The organism is Pseudomonas sp. SDO5271_S396, from assembly GCF_054071795.1.
This window is the reverse complement of sequence record NZ_JBSVWB010000038.1, coordinates 1-17,885: the sequence shown is the minus strand read 5'-3', so window position 1 is coordinate 17,885 and position 17,885 is coordinate 1. Positions and strand designations below refer to the sequence as shown.

The 17,885-nt window shown below is 62.3% G+C and carries 17 protein-coding genes; 6 read left to right on the top strand and 11 right to left on the bottom strand.

All coding sequences use genetic code 11. From position 1 onward, the window contains the following. Position 1: 1 nt before the first annotated feature. Both ACW9IN_RS22250 and ACW9IN_RS22245 read left to right on the top strand, forming a co-directional pair. Positions 2 to 982 carry a Gfo/Idh/MocA family protein gene (locus ACW9IN_RS22250; protein ID WP_457367826.1) on the top strand — a complete coding sequence of 327 codons (981 nt, stop codon included), beginning with the start codon at positions 2 to 4 and terminating at the stop codon, positions 980 to 982. 29 nt (positions 983 to 1,011) lie between these two features. Further along, complete coding sequence (locus tag ACW9IN_RS22245; RefSeq protein ID WP_457367825.1) at positions 1,012 to 1,641, top strand: ribonuclease T2 family protein; 630 nt, start codon at positions 1,012 to 1,014, stop codon at positions 1,639 to 1,641. On the opposite strand, the gene ACW9IN_RS22240 is transcribed toward ACW9IN_RS22245, so the two are convergent. Next, positions 1,638 to 2,075, bottom strand: coding sequence for an Rrf2 family transcriptional regulator (locus ACW9IN_RS22240; protein ID WP_457367824.1), 438 nt, complete (start codon positions 2,073 to 2,075; stop codon positions 1,638 to 1,640). The genes ACW9IN_RS22245 and ACW9IN_RS22240 overlap by 4 nt on opposite strands. Before the next feature lie 144 nt (positions 2,076 to 2,219). Here ACW9IN_RS22240 and ACW9IN_RS22235 point away from each other — a divergent pair, with 144 nt between their 5' ends. Continuing rightward, a complete protein-coding gene (locus ACW9IN_RS22235; RefSeq protein WP_457367823.1) occupies positions 2,220 to 3,104 on the top strand; it encodes an NAD(P)/FAD-dependent oxidoreductase in 885 nt (294 codons plus the stop codon). Here the strand turns inward: ACW9IN_RS22235 and ACW9IN_RS22230 are convergent. Then, entirely contained in the window at positions 3,094 to 3,792 is a 699-nt protein-coding gene (locus ACW9IN_RS22230; RefSeq protein ID WP_457367822.1) for an SDR family oxidoreductase, read from the bottom strand. The two genes, ACW9IN_RS22235 and ACW9IN_RS22230, sit on opposite strands and share 11 nt — an antisense overlap. A gap of 107 nt (positions 3,793 to 3,899) precedes the next feature. On the opposite strand from ACW9IN_RS22230, the gene ACW9IN_RS22225 reads away from it, so the two are divergent. Together ACW9IN_RS22225 and ACW9IN_RS22220 are read left to right on the top strand one after the other, a co-directional pair. Continuing rightward, positions 3,900 to 4,334, top strand: a complete 435-nt coding sequence (locus ACW9IN_RS22225; protein ID WP_457367821.1) for a winged helix-turn-helix transcriptional regulator — start codon at positions 3,900 to 3,902, stop codon at positions 4,332 to 4,334. Positions 4,335 to 4,433: 99 nt separating this feature from the next. Beyond that, positions 4,434 to 6,122: a phospholipase D-like domain-containing protein gene (locus ACW9IN_RS22220; RefSeq protein ID WP_457367820.1), complete on the top strand. Its 1,689-nt coding sequence runs from the start codon at positions 4,434 to 4,436 to the stop codon at positions 6,120 to 6,122. A 6-nt stretch (positions 6,123 to 6,128) separates the two neighbouring features. On the opposite strand, the gene ACW9IN_RS22215 is transcribed toward ACW9IN_RS22220, so the two are convergent. From ACW9IN_RS22215 to ACW9IN_RS22205, 3 genes are all read right to left on the bottom strand, one after another. Then, the gene (locus ACW9IN_RS22215; RefSeq protein ID WP_457367819.1) at positions 6,129 to 6,707 is read right to left on the bottom strand and encodes a TetR/AcrR family transcriptional regulator; all 579 of its coding nucleotides are present in this window, start codon (positions 6,705 to 6,707) and stop codon (positions 6,129 to 6,131) included. 64 nt (positions 6,708 to 6,771) lie between these two features. Then, on the bottom strand, positions 6,772 to 7,614 hold the full coding sequence (locus ACW9IN_RS22210; protein ID WP_457367818.1) for an alpha/beta fold hydrolase: 843 nt from the start codon (positions 7,612 to 7,614) through the stop codon (positions 6,772 to 6,774). 131 nt (positions 7,615 to 7,745) lie between these two features. Then, a complete protein-coding gene (locus ACW9IN_RS22205) occupies positions 7,746 to 8,765 on the bottom strand; it encodes an NAD-dependent epimerase/dehydratase family protein (RefSeq protein ID WP_457367817.1) in 1,020 nt (339 codons plus the stop codon). A 171-nt stretch (positions 8,766 to 8,936) separates the two neighbouring features. Between ACW9IN_RS22205 and ACW9IN_RS22200 the strand changes: the two genes are divergently transcribed. Beyond that, entirely contained in the window at positions 8,937 to 9,524 is a 588-nt protein-coding gene (locus ACW9IN_RS22200) for a LysE family translocator (RefSeq protein ID WP_457367816.1), read from the top strand. On the opposite strand, the gene ACW9IN_RS22195 is transcribed toward ACW9IN_RS22200, so the two are convergent. From ACW9IN_RS22195 to ACW9IN_RS22170, 6 genes are read right to left on the bottom strand one after another with little or no spacing between them, the layout of a single operon-like run. Next, the gene (locus ACW9IN_RS22195; RefSeq protein WP_457367815.1) at positions 9,466 to 10,341 is read right to left on the bottom strand and encodes an AraC family ligand binding domain-containing protein; all 876 of its coding nucleotides are present in this window, start codon (positions 10,339 to 10,341) and stop codon (positions 9,466 to 9,468) included. The genes ACW9IN_RS22200 and ACW9IN_RS22195 overlap by 59 nt on opposite strands. Then, on the bottom strand, positions 10,338 to 11,942 hold the full coding sequence (locus ACW9IN_RS22190) for an ABC transporter ATP-binding protein (protein WP_457367814.1): 1,605 nt from the start codon (positions 11,940 to 11,942) through the stop codon (positions 10,338 to 10,340). The genes ACW9IN_RS22195 and ACW9IN_RS22190 overlap by 4 nt, the downstream gene beginning before the upstream one ends. Before the next feature lies 1 nt (position 11,943). Continuing rightward, positions 11,944 to 12,963 (bottom strand): ABC transporter permease, encoded by a 1,020-nt coding sequence (locus tag ACW9IN_RS22185; RefSeq protein ID WP_457367813.1) that lies wholly within the window; start codon positions 12,961 to 12,963, stop codon positions 11,944 to 11,946. A 1-nt stretch (position 12,964) separates the two neighbouring features. Continuing rightward, entirely contained in the window at positions 12,965 to 14,038 is a 1,074-nt protein-coding gene (locus ACW9IN_RS22180) for a microcin C ABC transporter permease YejB (protein WP_457367812.1), read from the bottom strand. Further along, positions 14,039 to 15,877, bottom strand: coding sequence for an extracellular solute-binding protein (locus ACW9IN_RS22175; protein WP_457367811.1), 1,839 nt, complete (start codon positions 15,875 to 15,877; stop codon positions 14,039 to 14,041). Continuing rightward, positions 15,874 to 17,703 (bottom strand): extracellular solute-binding protein, encoded by a 1,830-nt coding sequence (locus tag ACW9IN_RS22170; RefSeq protein ID WP_457367810.1) that lies wholly within the window; start codon positions 17,701 to 17,703, stop codon positions 15,874 to 15,876. The genes ACW9IN_RS22175 and ACW9IN_RS22170 overlap by 4 nt, the downstream gene beginning before the upstream one ends. Positions 17,704 to 17,885 lie beyond the last annotated feature (182 nt).

Below are 17,885 nucleotides of genomic sequence, written 5' to 3'. Positions count from 1 at the left end.
GATGAACACCGTACGTTGGGGCATGATCGGTTGCGGCAGCGTCACTGAGTTGAAGAGTGGACCCGCTTTCTACAAAGTGCCAGGTTCGGCGCTCGTGGCCGTGATGGGGCGCCGCGAGGAGACCGTGCGCGATTATGCGGCGCGCCACGGCATCGCCCGTTTCTACACCGACGCCCAGGCCCTGATCGATGACCCCGAGGTGGACGCGGTGTACATCGCCACGCCGCCCGACAGCCATCTGGAATACAGCCTGATGGTGGCGGCGGCGGGCAAGCATTGCTGTGTCGAGAAACCCATGTCCCTGAATGCCGAGCAGAGCGCCTTGATGCAACGGATGTTCGAGCGGGCCGGCCTGCATCTGTTCGTGTCCTATTACCGGCGTTCGCTGCCGCGCTTTCAGCAGGTGCGTGACTGGCTGCGAGACGGGCGCATCGGCGAGTTGCGCCACCTGAGCTGGACCTTGTGCAAACCGGCGAAACCGGATGATGCCAGCGCCGCCAACTGGCGCACGGACCCGGCGATTGCCGGCGGAGGCTACTTTGCCGATTTGGCCAGCCATGGCTTTGACCTGTTCCAGTACCTGGCCGGGGATATCATCGAAGTGGCCGGTTTTACTTCGCGACAGGAAGGCCGTTATGCCGCTGAAGACGCAGTGACCGCGAGCTGGCGCTTCGCCTCGGGCGCGTTGGGCATGGGGTGCTGGAACTTCGTGGCGGATCGTCGCGAGGACCGGGTGGAACTGATCGGCAGCCATGGGCGTATCCGGTTTTCGGTGTTCGATGACCAGCCGCTGCACCTGGACGGCGAGACCACCGAAGTGCTCGAAGTGCCGTGCCATGCGCATATCCAGTGGCATCATGTGTTGAATATGAATGCCCATATTCGTGGTGAGCGCGAGCATCCTGCGCTGGCGATCGAAGCGTTGAAGACCGATCGCATTCTGGACAAGGTGCTACAGCGCAACCCTTACCTTCCCGGATAAGGGCGACGGTTTTCTCAAGGAATGGACGAATGAAATATTGGATGGTGGTGTGGCTGGCAATCGCCACAAGTGCAATGGCGGCTCCGCGTAACCAGGGAACGCCGGGCGAGTTTGATTTTTACGTGTTGTCGCTGTCGTGGTCTCCGACCTTTTGCCTGACCCATCCGGACAATGAGCAATGCTCGGGCAAGGGCTACGGGTTTGTGTTGCATGGTTTGTGGCCGCAGTACGCGCAGGGAGGCTGGCCGGCATCCTGTGCGCCGCAATCCTCGTTGAGCCGTGAAGAGGCCGACAAGGGCGCTGCGTTGTTTCCGACCCGCGCACTGCTCCGGCATGAATGGGCCAAGCACGGCACGTGCAGCGGGCTCGAGCCCCTGGCGTACCTGGAAAAAACCGATGCGGCGCTGGGTGCCGTGGTGATTCCGGCGCAGTTGCAGCCGTTCAATACACCGCCGTCGCTGCCGGCCAGCGAGATCGAGGCGTTGTTCCGCGAGAGCAACCCGCGCATGGGCAACCGTGGGTTGGCGGTGATCTGCAAGGGCAAGGTGCTGTCGGAAGTGCGCGTGTGCCTGACCAAGGACCTGGCCTTCGCCGGTTGCCCGCGCAGTGTGAAAACCCAGTGCCGCGACGGCGATATCCGTATCCCCGCGCAGCGCTAGGGCAGCATGGCCAGACGGTAGCGCTCGTCGAAATCCTCGGCCAATTGCGCCAGCGTGACGGTGCCCAGGCGTTCCAACAGCAACGCCTGGGCCTGCTCGAAGGCGTCCGTGAGTGCAGCGTTCACCGCTTGTTCCACCAGGCATTGCGGGTGATCGGTGGACAGGCCGATGGCGAAGATCGACGGCGTGCCCAGGGCGTTGTGAATATCCAGCAAGGTGATTTCACTCAAGGGTTTGCCCAGCGTCCAGCCTCCTTGATGGCCCTTTTCCGAGCGTACGTAACCTTTCTCCTTGAGTAGCCCCAGGGTGCGCCGCACCACCACCGGGTTGGTGCCGAGCATCTGTGCGATGGTGTCCGATGTGGCGCGTTCTTCGTGGCGGCCCATGTGGATCAGCACATGCAGCATGCGCGAAAGCCGGGTGTCGTTTCTCATCAAAAAACCTCGGGTCGATTCGACCGGCAGTATCGTGTGTAACCTGAAAAGTTGCGAGACACTTGACGGCGTATTTTTACGTAACTTATGGTGTGTCGTGAAAGCCGGCGGATAACCGCAGGCACCAAAACACGGGGCACTCTCATGATGCATGACGTCATTATCGTCGGCGGCAGCTACGCCGGCCTGTCCGCAGGGCTGCAACTGGCGCGGGCACGGCGCAAGGTGCTGGTGATTGACGCGGGGCAGCGGCGCAACCGGTTCGCGACGACGTCCCATGGGTTTCTCGGCCAGGATGGCCAGCCGCCCGAGGTCATCGCTGCGGAAGGTCGCAGCCAATTGATGGAATACCCGACGGTCAATTGGGTGCAGGACCGCGTGCTCCAGGCGCGTGCGACATCGGACGGTTTCAGCGTACGCACCGAATGCAACGGTGAGTTGCAGGCCAGGCGATTGATCCTCGCCACCGGCGTGGTGGACGAACTGCCGGCCATCGATGGTTTGCAGGAGCGTTGGGGCACGCGGGTGTTTCATTGCCCCTACTGCCACGGGTATGAATTGGATCAGGGCCGTATCGGCGTGTTGGCCACTTCGCCGCTGGCGATGCATCACGCGCTCTTGCTGCCGGATTGGGGCGACACGACGCTGTTCACCAATGCTGTGTTCACCCCGGATGCCGAGCAACAGGCGCAGTTGGATCGACGTGGCGTGACGGTGGAGTCTGGCAAGGTCAGGCGTTTGCGCGGTGAACGTGCCGATGTGGAACTGGACGACGGTCGGGTGTTCAACCTCGACGGCGTGTTTACGATGTCCCGCACCCGTATCAGTGGGTTGGCCGAGCAATTGGGGTGCGAACTGCTGGAAGGCCCGACCGGCGCGTATGTGTCCGTCAACGACATCCGCCAGACTTCGGTGCCCGGTGTGTTTGCCTGTGGCGATACTGCGTTGGCAGGGGGCTCCGTGGCATTGGCGGTGGGCGAGGGCGTGCGCGCCGGGGTGGGCGCGCACTTTTCGTTGATCAGCGGGTGAGGTAGAGCGGGCTTTGCGTCGACAGCGACGCCTTGATCGCGTGGCCCATGTCGGTGATCACCACTTCTTCGCGTCCTTCGCTGAGCGCTTGCAGGGTCAGCGCGACCACTTCCTGGGGTGTGCTTTTGGGCGCTTCGATACCGGCGGTCATGTCGGTGTCGATGTACGCGGGATGAACGCCGATCACCAGGGTTTTCTGCTCGCGCAATTCGCTGCGCAGGCCGTTGGTCAGGCTCCACTGCGCGGATTTGGAGGCGCTGTAACCGCCGGTGCCTGGCGAACTCAACCAGCTCAACACCGAAAGGATATTGATCAGCGCGCCGCCGCCTTGTCGGGCGAGGATCGGGGCGAACGCGCGGGTGACGCGCAGGGTGCCCAAGGTGTTCACGTCAAAGTGCTGTTGCAGGTTTTCGACGCTGTCGTCGTCCAGCAATGCGCCACGGGTGAGGGCACCGGCGTTATTGATCAGCACCTCGACATCGGTGTACTGCTCGGCGGCGCGTTGCACGCTGGCGGTGTCGGTGACGTCCAGGGCGATCGGCGTGCTGCCGGGAATGTCCACGCTGCGCGGGTCACGCGCGGCGGCGTAGACCTTGGCCGCGCCGCCTTGCAGCAGCGCGCTGACGAACGCTTTGCCCAGGCCGCGATTGGCGCCGGTGACCAGTACCACTTTTCCACGAATATCCATGATGAACTCCAGGCTGCGAATTAGGTTTAATAATGAAACTGTTTTTATCCTGCGTGAGATGGTTCTATAATGCAACCTGAATTTTTCAGTCAGCCCGGAGGCGCCCGATGAAACGTAAATGCCTGGAAGGCGATGGCTGCCCGGTTGCCCGTGCCCTGGATGTGGTGGGCGATTGGTGGACGCTGCTGATCATCCGCGATGCCTTTGCCGGCGTGACGCGCTTCGGTGATTTCCAGAGGCGTCTGGGCGTGGCGAAAAACATCCTCGCCACGCGCCTCAAGGACATGGTCGAGCAAGGCCTGTTGCAGACCAGCGAAGTGGGCGCGCGCAGCGAATATCAACTGACTGACAAGGGCCGCGCACTGATGCCGGTGCTGGTGACCCTGGCGCAATGGGGCGAGGCGTTCACCACGCCTGAGGCGGACGGTCGGCGGGTGCTCGACGCGCAGTCGTTGCAACCGCTGCGCAAGGTCGAAGTGCTGTCCCAGGACGGGCGTGTGTTGGGAATTGAAGATATTGTCACACAAGCGCCTGTGGCTTGAAGCCCCGCAAAGGCTAGACTGTACGGGACCGCCTCCCTGTGGTGAGCGGGCTTCGGCCCAGTCCGGTGTTTGGAGGTCTTCAAGGACAGGAGACAGACCATGACCACCGATTTCGAATGCAAGACCACTTCCCAGGGGTTGACCTTCAAGCTCTACCGGGGCGAGGGGGCTGCGCTGCTGGCATTCGACCTGGCACCAGACCTGGCCACCCGCGATTTTGTCGGCTTCAGCATCGAAGTGCGCTACCCCGGCGCCGACAAATGGGGCGCGCTCTACAACCGGCTGCACTTCGATTACCCACCCACCCCCGAGCGTTCGCGCAGCTTTCCTTCCACCGAAGCCCCGTTCCAGAAATTTCGCTGGATCCACGTGCCCAGCGAGATTCTGACCGGTGTGTACCGCTACCGCGTCACCGCCTGCTATATGAAGGAGGACGGGACCTTGTCCAAGGGCGTGAGCCTGGAAAACCAGGTGTCCCTGGAAGCGCAAACCATCAACCATTTCGTGAACGTCGGTTTCACCCGCGGCTTTGCCTCGTCGCAGGCCTACGGCGATCGCTTCAACAATGAAACCCGCATTCTGCCACCGGCGCGTTCCGCGCCCCGTGCGTACCTGGACCTGGACATGGCGCCGTTCGAGCGCAACTATCAATGGCTGGGCTTCGAGGCCCGCGAGTTGATACTGCAAGTGCTGGAACAGGTGGCGAACGACCCCGCATTGACCCTCGACGCGCTGATCTACGAAAGCAAGGAACCGGACATCCTGCGTCGCCTGGAATCGCTCGGCCCGCGCCTGCGGGCGATCATCGATGACCATGACGACCAGGGCGCCGCCGACAGTTGCGAAAGCCTCAGCGCCGAGCGTTTGACGGCGGCCGGGGCGCAGATCAAGCGTTTGCATTTCTCCAGCCAGCAACACAACAAGGTGTTGATCGTACGGCGCGCCGGCAAGGCCATTCGGGTGCTGGGCGGTTCCACCAACTTTGCCTTGCGCGGTTTGTATATCCAGGCCAACAACGTGTTGCTGTTCGACGACGAAACCGTCGCCGGCAAATTCGCCGAGGTATTCGACGCCTATTGGACGGCGCCCGAGGCTTTTCGCAAAAACCCGCTGTCGCAACAGTGGTGGGTAGTGCGTGACCAGCCAGGTTCCAAAGTCTCGTTGTGCTTTGCGCCTCACGCCGACAGCGCGTTGTCCCTGGACCCCATCGCCAGCAGCATCGAACAGGCGACCAGTTCGGTACTGTATTCCATCGTGTTCCTCAGCCTGATCAACGGCAAGGTGCGCGATGCGCTGGACGAGTTGATGCAGCGTTCGCTGTTCTCCTACGGCGTGGCCCAGCGCACCGGCAAGCTGGCGGTGCGCAAACCGGATGGCTCGGTGGGGTTGCTGCCGTTCGCGTACCTGGCGGGCAACGCGCCGGCGCCGTTCAAGGCGGAGTGGTCGGGCAATGCCGGGAACATGGTGCACAACAAGTTTGTGGTCACCGATTTCAATGGCGCCAACCCTACGGTGTACACCGGGTCATCCAACCTGGCCGGGGGCGGTGAAAAGAACAACGGCGACCACCTGATCCGCATCGAAGACCGCAAGGTGGCGGTGGTCTATGCGATCCAGGCGCTGCTGCTGTTCGACCATTTCCACTTTCGCGCCAATGCCCGCCAGCCGGGTGCCAATCAGACGCTGCGCCTGGCCAAGCCTCCGGCAGAGGGGGAGAAGACCTGGTTCGACGCGTATTACCGCCCCGGTCATATCAAGGCCCGGGACCGCGAGCTGTTTGTGAAGTAAGCGCGCCTAGCCATCCACCAGTTGCTGGAACAGCGGCGTGAGCAGGTCGATCAATACCTGCGGATCGGCCTTGGCCAGGGCCTGCAGTTCAAGCATCTGGCGCATCACCTGAAACCCCGAAACCAGCGCCATCACCAATGCCGCGCGTTCTTCGTGGTGCGCGCCCTTGAGCGCGGCGGCCATGGTGGCCTGATGGCCTTTTTCCACCTGCTCGCGGCCGATCACGGCGGCGCGTTTGCTTGACGCCGAATGCAGCATGATCAGGAAACCTTCCAGCGGCGTGCTGCCGGCCTCGGTGATGCTGACCAGCGCGGTGGCCATGGTGCGTCCGAGGTTTTCCGAGCTGAGGTTGTCTTCGGTGAGGATGATCGGGCTGGCCATGGTGTCGGCGATCACTTCGGCGAACAGCTGTTCCTTGGAGCCGAAGTAACGGTTGACCAGCATCGCTGTCACGCCCGCACCGGCGGCGATTTCGCGCACGCCAGCACCGTCGTAGCCCGATTGGGCGAAGGCTTTGCGCGCGGACAACAGAATGGCGTCGCGGGTGGCGGCGGCATTGCGCCGTCGTGGAGTCGGATTGGGCATGGAGGTCCTGACATGGCTGGGATCTGTGGGCGCACAGCGCGTGCGCGCCCACAGGGTACAGGGTCTATTTGCTGTCGAGGAAGCCCAGCAAGGCGGCATTGAACAACGCCGGGTCCTGCAGGAAGGCAAAGTGGCTGGTGTTCGGCAGAATCAGCAGCCCGGCACCCGGGATGGTCGCGGCCATGTACTCGGTGTGTTCGCGCTTGATCGCCTCGTCATGGTCACCATCGGCGATCAGGATCGGCGTCTTGATGCTTGCCAGTTGCGCATCGGTCCAGTTCGGTTGGCTGGCCCACATATGGCTGATCTGCTCGACGAACGCCTCGTACTCCTTCGGCGTTGGCGACAACTTCGCGTACTCCTTGCCGGCGCGTTCGATGAACGCCGCGAAGGTCGGGTTCTTCTCCACGGCGTCCTTCACACCTGAAGTCTGGGTGTTGGCGGCGAAGGCGAAGACCTTGCCGATGCGCGCCGGATGGCGCAGGGCCAGGTCGATGCCGATGATTGCCCCGTCGCTCCAGCCGACGATATCGGCACGCGGGATTTTCAGGCTGTCGAGCACTGCCACCACGTCGTCGGCCATCAGGTCATAGCCGTAGGGTTGTTCGTTGCGCGAGCTGCGCCCGTGGCCACGGCTGTCGATGCTGATCACTTCGTGCTTGGCCGACAGGGCCTTGACCTGGTTGCCCCAATAGTCGGAGTTGGACAGGCCGCCATGCAGCAACACCACTGGCGAGCCGTGGCCGGTGCGGGTGTAGTAGACCTTGATGCCGTTGACCGCGGCATAGCCGGTTTTTGCCCCGGCGACGGGGGCGGGTGTCGGCGGCAGGGTTTCCCAGCGTTCGGCGGCCTGGGCCGCGGAGAAGGACAGCAACAGGCAGGCAGCTGCCAGTAGACGGCGTGACATGGCGGTTCCTTTTTGCAGTGAGTAGGCGCTGAACTCTAGCACCGGCCCCGGGCCGGAAAAAACGCATTTTTGCCTATTGGAATTCTCTGGCTGAAAGAAAAAATTCAGCTATATCAATGGAATAAAACCGTCTAAAGGGCTTTTTGGCTAATCAGGCTATTGGCACAATCGATCAGTGTGTCCTCCGCCGGGCGCGGTTGCCAGCCGAGTAGCCGATGGGCTTTTTCCGCACTGTGGCGGTGTGCCCGACCCAGGTTCGGGGTAAGGCTGCGCAACAGCGGGTCGAAACGCGCCAGCAGCCGCAACAGCCAATCGGGGATGTTGCGCGTGGGCACCTTGCGGGCAGCGTCCCCCAGCCGGTCGCGCAGCACTTGGGAAATCTCGGCCATCCACATGAACCTCCCGACGCCCAGTATCCGCTGGCCGGCAGCGGCCGGGGCGGTCATGGCGCGGATATGCAGGTCGGCCAGGTCACGTACATCCACCACTTCGAAACCCAGGCGCGGGTTGCCCTTGGCCCGGCCTTGCAGCAAGCGTGCGATGACTTGCACCGAGCCGAAGGTGTCGCGGCTCATGATCGGCCCGAAGACCGCCCCCGGCAGCACGGTGGTCAGGGTGGTGGTGCCGGTGTGGTCGGCCATGAACTCCCATGCAGCGCGTTCGGCCTGACGCTTGGCCTGGCGATACGGAATCACATTGGTTTCGTTCGGGTCGAACCACACCGCCTCGTCGCTCAGGCTGTCGGGGCTTTGCAGTGGCGGGGTGGCGACCGTCGCCGCGCTGGTCATGACCACCCGGCGTACCCCGGCACGGGTGGCGGCCCGCAGGATGCGCAGGGTGCCGTCACGGGCCGGGCCGATCATGTCGTCGATATGCTGCGGCGCGTCCAGGCCCAGGGGCGAGGCCACGTGCAGCACGTAATCACAACCGACCATGGCAGCGTCCCATCCGGCGTCGCGGGTGAGGTCGGCGACGAAGAACGACAAGCGATGATGATCGATACCCTGGCCGCTCAACGCCGCTCGCACACCCGCAGCCTTGTCCAGATTGCGCAGGCTGGTGCGCACCTGATAGCCCTGTTGCAACAGGCCCGCCAGGCACCAGCCGGCGATATAGCCCGTACCACCGGTGACCAGAACCGTTTCTGCCATGTGTGTTCTCCAGCATGTGTCAATGAAGTGAGGCTGACTGTAGAGCTGAAAATGAAATAAGTCTACAGTCGTATACAAAATAGTTGGCCAAGGGGCATTTTCTTCAATACCGCCCGACATTCGCCGTTTACCGTGGTCCCAACGTTCTTCCTCGCATCAAAAGGAGCTGCAATGAGCTTGATCCTTTCCATGGCCGCGTTCGCGTTGGCTACGTCCATCACGCCGGGACCGGTCAATGTGGTGGCCTTGAGTTCAGGTGCGCGCTTCGGCTTTGCCGCCAGCCAGAAGCATGTGTTCGGTGCGGCGGTGGGGTTCACCTTGCTATTGGTGCTGATCGGCTTGGGGTTGCATGAAGTGCTGCTGCGTTGGCCAGTGCTGACCCAACTGATCCAATGGGGCGGGGTGGCTTTTTTGCTGTACATGGCATGGAAGCTGGCGATGGATGACGGCCAGCTGGACGCCGAGGGCAGCGCGAAAGTGCCGTCGATGTTCTACGGCGCACTCATGCAGTGGCTCAACCCCAAGGCGTGGCTGGCCTGTGTGGCCGGGATGGGACTGTTCGTGGCGGACGGTGCGGCGGGGCAGGTCTGGTTGTTTGCCGGTCTGTACCTGGTGATCTGCTACCTGTCGGTGGCGTGCTGGGCCTGGGCCGGAACGTTTCTGCGGCGTTACCTGGGCAACCCACGGGGCGTGCGGTTGTTCAACCGTTCGATGGCTGCGTTGCTGGTGGCCAGCGTGGGTTATCTGTTGATGGCTTGAGGCGGTCACGGTACTGGCCCGGCGTGGCCGCAACATGTTGCTTGAAGGTACGCTGGAAATGCGCCTGGTCGGCAAAGCCCGCCGCCAGTGCCACATCGGCGATCAACTCGCCCTGGCGCAGCCGGGTGCGGGCAAATTGAATGCGCTGGTTCACCAGGAATGCGTGGGGTGTCAGCCCGTAATACTGCTTGAAGGCACGAATCAGGTAGGACGGCGACAGCTCGGCTGCCGCGCAGATGTCTTCCAGTTTCACCGCCAACGTGCAGTGCGCGCGGATGTACTCCGCCGCTCGCTCCAGTTTGCCATTGGCTTCGCGCGGTGGCATGCCGGAAGGGTTCAAACGCTGCTGAACCTCGCTGAAGTAGCTGACCAGCACGCTCTGTTTGTGCAGGTGCTCGGCGTGTTCATCCACCAGCACCCGGTACAGCTCCAGCAGGCCGCTGTACAGCTGCGCATCCTGTGTGTGGGGCGTGTTGAACGGGCGATAGCCCTGGTCGATGCTGAAGCCCAACTGGTGTTGCAAGTCCGTGAGCCAGGGCGTATCGAGGTACAGCATCCGGTAGGACCAGGGCTCGTTCTCTATCGGGTTGCACGCGTGCACATCCCCCGGGTTCATCAACACCACTGTGCCGGCGCTGATCAGGAAGGTCTGCGCGCCATAGTGGTAATAACTGCGCCCGCTGGTGACCGCTCCGATGGAGAAATGCTCGTGGGCATGCCGGCTGTAGGTGACCTTGCGCCCGTCGGCGATGGCCCGCGCTTCGATAAAAGGCAGCACGGGGTCACGCCAGAACAGTGGGGCGGTCGCGTCGCTCATGGGCGCGGCGCCAGGAACGCCGCCTCCAGCAACTGCCGTGTGTAGCCATGTTGCGGCGCGGCGAAGATGGTTTTGGCGTCGCCCTGTTCCACCACCTGCCCGTGCTTGACCACCATCAATTGGTGGCTGAGCGCCTTCACCACCGCCAGGTCATGGCTGATGAACAGGTAGGTCAGGTTGTACTTGGCTTGCAGGCTGCGCAGCAATTCCACCACTTGGCGCTGTACCGTGCGGTCCAGGGCGGAGGTGGGTTCGTCGAGCAGGATCAGGCGCGGTTTGAGCACCAAGGCACGGGCGATGGCGATGCGCTGGCGCTGGCCGCCCGAGAATTCATGGGGGTAGCGATGCCGGGATTCCGGGTCCAGGCCGACTTCCTTGAGCGCCGCGATGATCGCCGCCTCCTGCTCGACCGGCGTGCCCATTTTGTGAATGCGCAGGCCCTCACCGACGATCTCGCTGACGCACATGCGCGGGCTCAGGCTGCCGAACGGGTCCTGGAATACCACCTGCATTTCCCGGCGCAACGGGCGCACTTGCTGCTGGTTGAGGCTGTCCAGCTGCAAGCCCTCGAAACGAATGCCGCCCTGGCTGCCGATCAGGCGCAGGATCGCCAGGCCCAGGGTGGATTTGCCCGAGCCGCTTTCGCCGACGATGCCCAGGGTCTGCCCCTGGGGCAGGCTGAAGTTGATGCCATCCACCGCCTTGACATAATCGACGGTATTGCGCAAAAAGCCCTTCTTGATCGGGAACCACACTTTCAAGTCATCGACTTCCAGCAACGGCGGTCCCGCCACGTTGGTCGCCGGTCCGCCGCTGGGTTCTGCCGCCAGCAGTTCCTGGGTGTACGGGTGCCGGGGCGACTGGAACAGGGTCTCGCAGTCCGCCTGTTCCACAATGCAACCCTGCTGCATCACGCATACACGGTGGGCGATGCGCCGTACCAGGTTCAGGTCGTGACTGATCAGCAGCAATGCCATGCCCAGGCGTGCCTGCAATTCCTTGAGCAGTTGCAGGATCTTCAGCTGTACCGTCACGTCGAGGGCGGTGGTCGGTTCATCGGCGATCAACAGTTCAGGCTCGTTGGCCAGGGCCATGGCGATCATCACCCGTTGGCGCTGGCCGCCGGAGAGTTCATGGGGCAGCGCCTTCAGGCGTTTGTGCGGCTCGGGAATGCCCACCAGCTCCAGCAGTTCCAGGGTGCGGCGGGTAGCGACCTTACCGGTGAGCCCCTTGTGCAGGCCAAGCACTTCGTTGATCTGCTTTTCGATGGAGTGCAGCGGGTTCAGCGAGGTCATCGGCTCCTGGAAAATCATCGCGATGCGGTTGCCGCGAATGTGCCGGATGGTTTTTTCCTTGAGGATCAGCAGGTCTTGCCCGGCGTATTCGATGGTGCCGGACGGGTGTCGGGCCAGGGGGTAGGGCAGCAGGCGCAGGATCGAGTGCGCGGTCACCGATTTGCCCGAACCGCTTTCGCCCACCAGGGCCAGGGTTTCGCCGCGCTTGATATCGAAGCTGACGTTGTTGACCACGCGCTGGTGGTTGCAGCCCACGACAAACTCGACACTGAGGTCGCGGATTTCGATCAGATTGTCCTGACTCATCTCATTTCCTCGGGTCGAAGGCATCGCGAGCGGACTCGCCGATAAACACCAGCAGGCTCAACATGATCGCCAGCACGGCAAAGGCACTCATGCCCAACCACGGTGCTTGCAGGTTGGATTTGCCCTGGGCCACCAGTTCCCCCAGGGACGGCGAACCGGCAGGCAGGCCGAAGCCGAGGAAGTCCAGGGCAGTGAGGGTGCCGATGGCGCCGGTGAGGATGAACGGCATAAAGGTCATGGTCGAGACCATGGCGTTGGGCAGGATATGCCGGAACATGATCGCGCCGTTCTGCATCCCCAGGGCCCTGGCCGCACGCACGTATTCCAGGTTGCGCCCGCGCAGGAACTCGGCGCGCACCACGTCCACCAGGCTCATCCAGGAGAACAGCAACATGATCCCCAGCAGCCACCAGAAATTAGGCTGCACGAAACTGGCGAGGATGATCAGCAGGTACAGCACCGGCAGCCCGGACCAGATCTCCAGGAAACGCTGCCCGGCCAGGTCGACCCAGCCGCCATAAAAGCCCTGCAGGGCCCCGGCTATCACGCCGATGATGGAACTGAGCACCGTGAGGGTGAGGGCGAACAGCACCGACACGCGAAAGCCGTAGATCACCCGCGCCAGCACATCGCGGCCCTGGTCGTCGGTGCCCAGCAGGTTGACCGACGAGGGCGGTGCGGGGGCGGGGACTTTCAGGTCGTAGTTGATGCTCTGGTAGCTGAACGGGATCGGTGCCCACAGCGTCCAGGCGTCCTTGGCCTTGAGCAGTTCCTGGATGTACGGGCTCTTGTAGTTGGCCTCCAGCGGGAATTCGCCGCCGAAGGTGGTTTCCGGGTAACGCTTGACGGCGGGGAAGTACCAGCCGCCGTCGAAATGCACCACCAGTGGCTTGTCGTTGGCGATCAGCTCGGCGCCCAGGCTCAGCACAAACAGGATCAGGAACAGCCACAGCGACCACCAGCCACGCTTGTTGGCCTTGAATCGTTCGAACCGGCGGCGATTGAGGGGGGACAGGTTCATCTCAATGCTCCCGGCTGGCGAAGTCGATGCGCGGATCGACCAGGGTATAGGTGAGGTCGCCGATGAGTTTCACCACCAGCCCCAGCAGGGTGAAGATGAACAGCGTGCCGAACACCACCGGGTAGTCGCGGTTGATCGCCGCTTCAAAGCTCATCAGGCCCAGGCCGTCGAGGGAGAAGATCACTTCCACCAGCAACGAGCCGGTGAAGAAGATGCCGATGAACGCCGAGGGGAAACCGGCGATCACCAGCAGCATCGCATTGCGGAACACGTGGCCATACAGCACGCGGCGGTGGGTGAGGCCCTTGGCCTTGGCGGTGATCACATATTGCTTGTTGATCTCGTCGAGAAAGCTGTTCTTGGTCAGCAGGGTCATGGTGGCGAAGTTGCCGATCACCAATGCGGTGATCGGCAGTGCCAGGTGCCAGAAGTAATCGAGGATCTTGCCGCCCCAACTCAGCTCGTCGAAGTTGTTGGAGGTGAGCCCACGCAACGGGAACCAGTCGAAATAACTGCCGCCGGCAAACACCACGATCAACAGGATCGCGAACAGGAACGCCGGGATCGCATAACCGACGATGATCGCCGAGCTGGTCCACACGTCGAAATGGCTGCCGTGTCGCGTCGCCTTGGCGATTCCCAGGGGAATCGACACCAGGTACATGATCAGCGTGCTCCATAACCCCAGGGAGATGGACACCGGCATTTTTTCCTTGATCAGGTCGATGACCTTGGCGTCGCGGAAAAAGCTGTCACCGAAGTCCAGCCGCGCATAGTTCTTGACCATGATCCACAAGCGTTCCGGCGCCGACTTGTCGAAGCCGTACATCTTTTCGATTTCCTTGATCAGCGCCGGGTCCAGGCCCTGGGCGCCCCGGTAGCTGGAACCCGCTACCGAGACCTCGGCGCCGCCGCCGGCAATGCGGCTGGTGGCACCGTCAAAGCCTTCGAGCTTGGCGATCATCTGCTCCACCGGACCACCGGGAGCGGCCTGGATGATGACGAAGTTGATCAGCAGGATCCCGAACAGGGTGGGGATGATCAGCAGCAGGCGACGAACAATATAAGCCAGCATTCAATCGCCTCCGTTCGCCGGATCGGCGTTGGTTGGGGTGTCCAGGGTCACGGCGGGTTGCACGTTGGGCTTGCTCCACCAGGTGGCGGTGCCGACGTCGTAGCGCGGCGAGACTTTGGGGTGGCCGAGATGGTCCCAATACGCCACGCGGAACGTCTTGATGTGCCAGTTGGGAATCACGTAGTAGCCAAATTGCAGCACCCGGTCGAGGGCCTTGGCGTGGGCCACCAGGCTCTTGCGCGAGTCGGCGTCGATCAGCTCTTCCACCAGTTGATCGATGGCCGGGTCCTTGAGGCCGATGTAGTTGCGGCTGCCGGGTTTGTCGGCGCTGGACGACTTCCAGTATTCGCGCTGTTCGTTACCCGGCGAGCTGGATTGCGGAAAGCTGCCCACCATCATGTCGAAGTCCCGCGAGCGCACGCGGTTGATGTATTGCGAGACGTCGACCCGGCGTATCACCAGGTCGATGCCCAGGTCCGCCAGGTTGCGCTTGAACGGCAGCAGGATACGCTCGAATTCGGTCTGGGCCAGCAGGAATTCGATGGTCACCGGTTTGCCGTGGGTGTCGACCATCTTGTCGTCGACGATGCGCCAGCCAGCCTCTTGCATCAACTGGTAGGCCTCGCGCTGCTGGCTGCGGATCATGCCGCTGCCGTCGGTTTTGGCGGGTTCGAAGGCTTGGGTGAAAACGGCGGCCGGGATCTGCTCGCGCAGCGGTTCGAGGATCGCGGTTTCGTCCGGGCCGGGCAGGCCGGTGGCGGCCATTTCCGAGTTTTCGAAATAACTGCGGCTGCGGGTGTAGGCGCCGTTGAACAGCTGCTTGTTGCTCCACTCGAAGTCCAGCAACAGGCTGATGGCTTTGCGCACGCGCACGTCCTGGAACATCGGTTTACGCGTGTTGAACACGAAGCCCTGCATGCCGGTGGGGTTGCCGTTGGGAATCTCTTCCTTGATCAAGCGGCCTTCGGTGACTGCCGGGGTGTTATAGGCGTTGGCCCAGTTCTTGGCGCTGATTTCCAGCCAATAGTCGAACTGCCCGGCCTTCAGGGCCTCCAGGGCCACGGTGTTGTCGCGGTAATAGTCAGTGACGCGGTAATCGAAGTTGTAGAACCCTTTGGCCACCGGCAGGTCCCTGGCCCAGTAGTCCTTGACCCGCTCATAGCGAATCATGCGCCCGGCCTTGATCTCGGCGACCTTGTATGGCCCGCTGCCCAGCGGTACTTCCAGGTTGCCCTTGGCAAAGTCGCGGCTGCTCCACCAGTGCTTGGGCAGCACCGGCAGTTGGCCGAGGATCAGCGGCAATTCGCGGTTATTGGTGCGTTTGAATTTGAACAGCACCCGCAACGGGTCTTCGGCAACCACCTCGTCGACGTCGGCGTAGTAGGTGCGGTAGATCGGCGAGCCTTCCTTCGTGAGGGTCTGGAAGGTGAACACCACATCTTCGGCGCGGATCGGGTGACCATCATGGAAGCGCGCTTCGGGGCGCAGGTAGAAGCGTACCCAGCTGTTGTCCGGAGCCTTCTCTATCTTGCCCGCCACCAGGCCGTATTCGGTGATGGGTTCGTCCAGGCTCTGCATCGCCAGGGTGTCGTAGATCAGGTTGATGTTGTCGGCCGGCACACCCTTGCTGATGTAAGGGTTGAGGCTGTCGAAGCTGCCCATGCTCGACTCGCGGAAGGTACCGCCCTTGGGGGCGTCCGGGTTGACGTAGTCGAAGTGCTTGAAGTCGGCAGGGTATTTGGGCGGTTCGTTGTACAGCGTCAACGCGTGTTGCGGCGCCGCGTGGGCTGCGGTACACAGCAGCAGGCTGCCGAACACGGCAGTGCGCAAAGACATCATTGGGCTTTCTCCGAAGCTTTCAGCCACCACGCACTCAGACCCAGGCTGTAGGGCGGCGTGGTGACAAAGGCGAACCGGTTGCGGTACGCCAGGCGATGATAGTTGAGGTACCAGTTGGGAATGCTGTAGTGCTGCCACAGCAGCACCCGGTCCAGGGCCCGGCCGGCGGCCAGTTGTTCTTCACGGGTCTGGGCCGCGAGCAGTTGTTCCAGCAGGTGATCGACCACGGGGTTGGCGATGCCTGCATAGTTCTTGCTGCCCTTGATCGCGGCCTGGCTGGAGTGGAAGTACTGCCACTGCTCAAGGCCCGGGCTGAGTGTCTGGTTGAGGGTGATCAGGATCATGTCGAAGTCGAACTGATCCAGGCGCTGTTTGTATTGTGCACGGTCGACGGTGCGCAGGCGCGCATCGATACCGATGCTGATCAGGTTCTCGACATAGGGCTGCAGGATGCGCTCCAGGTTCGGGTTCACCAGCAGGATCTCGAAACGCAGCGGCTGCCCGTCGCTGTTGAGCAGGCGCTGGCCCGACAGCTTCCAGCCGGCTTCGCCCAACAGGGTGAGCGCGCGGCGCATGGTCTCGCGGGGGATGCCGCGACCGTCCGTCTGAGGCAGGCTGAATGGCTGGGTAAACAGGTTGGCCGGCAGTTGGTCGCGGTAGGGCGAGAGCATCAGCCATTCATGGCCCACCGGGACGCCGGTGGCCGAGAACTCACTGTTGGGGTAATAGCTCAAGGTGCGTTTGTAGGCGCTACTGAACAGGGTGCGGTTGGTCCACTCGAAGTCGAACATCAGCCCCAGGGCTTCACGCACCTTGGTCTGGCTGAAGGTCGAGCGCCGGGTGTTCATGAACAGGCCCTGGCTCTGGGTCGGGATCTGATGGGCGATCTGTGCCTTGATCACGTCGCCACGGTTCACCGCCGGGAAGTTGTAGCCATTGGCCCAGTTCTTGGCCTGGTGTTCGATATAGATGTCGAACTCGCCGGCCTTGAAGGCTTCGAAGGCCACATCGCTGTCGCGGTAGAACTCCACCTCGACCTTGTCGTAGTTATAGAAGCCCTGGTTGACCGGCAGGTCCTTGCCCCAGTAGTCCTTGACCCGTTCGAACACCAGCTGCCGCCCCGGTGTGACCTTGCTGATGCGGTACGGCCCGCTGCCCAGCGGTGGTTCGAAGGTGGTGGCCTTGAAGTCGCGGTTTTTCCAGTAATGCTGGGGCAGTACCGGTAGCTCGCCCAGGCGCAGGATCAGCAGCGGGTTGCCGGCGCGCTTGAACACGAAGCGGATGCGGTGGCGGTTGAGGATGTCGACCCGTGCCACTTCCTGCAGGTTGGTGCGGTACTGCGGATGGCCTTCGGTCAGCAGGGTGCGATAGGAAAACGCTACGTCATAGGCGGTGATCGGCTTGCCATCATGAAATCGCGCTTCGGGGCGCAGGTTGAACACCACCCAGCTGCGGTCCTCACTGTATTCCACGGACTGGGCGATGAGGCCATAGCTGGATGTGGGTTCATCACCCGAAGGTGCGTATTGGCCGGTACCGACCATCAACGGCTCGTTCAGCTCGTTGACGCCGTATTGCAGGAAGTTGGGCGTGGAAACAGGGCTTGAGCCCTTGAAGGTGTAGGGGTTGAGCGTGTCGAACGTGCCAAACGCCATGACCCGCAGGGTGCCGCCTTTGGGCGCCGCAGGGTTTACCCAATCGAAGTGGGTGAATTTGGCCGGGTACTTGAGCCTGCCGAACTGCGTGTAACCGTGGCTCTCGGTAATCGTCGCGTTCGCAGCAAAGCTCAAGGCCAGACTTATTAGTAGAAGGAGGGGACGCTTCAAGTCAGAGATCCGATCCAGGCGGCTTGGGCTTTATGATCGGTACAGTAACAGCTTGTTCCGGTTGGAAAAAGGCTGTTGAAATGCCTCAGCCTGAGCGCCAGCGCGGTATTGAAGGGTGTGAAGATCAAATGTGGGAGCTGGCTTGCCTGCGATAGCATCGGCCTGGTGTCACTGATACACCG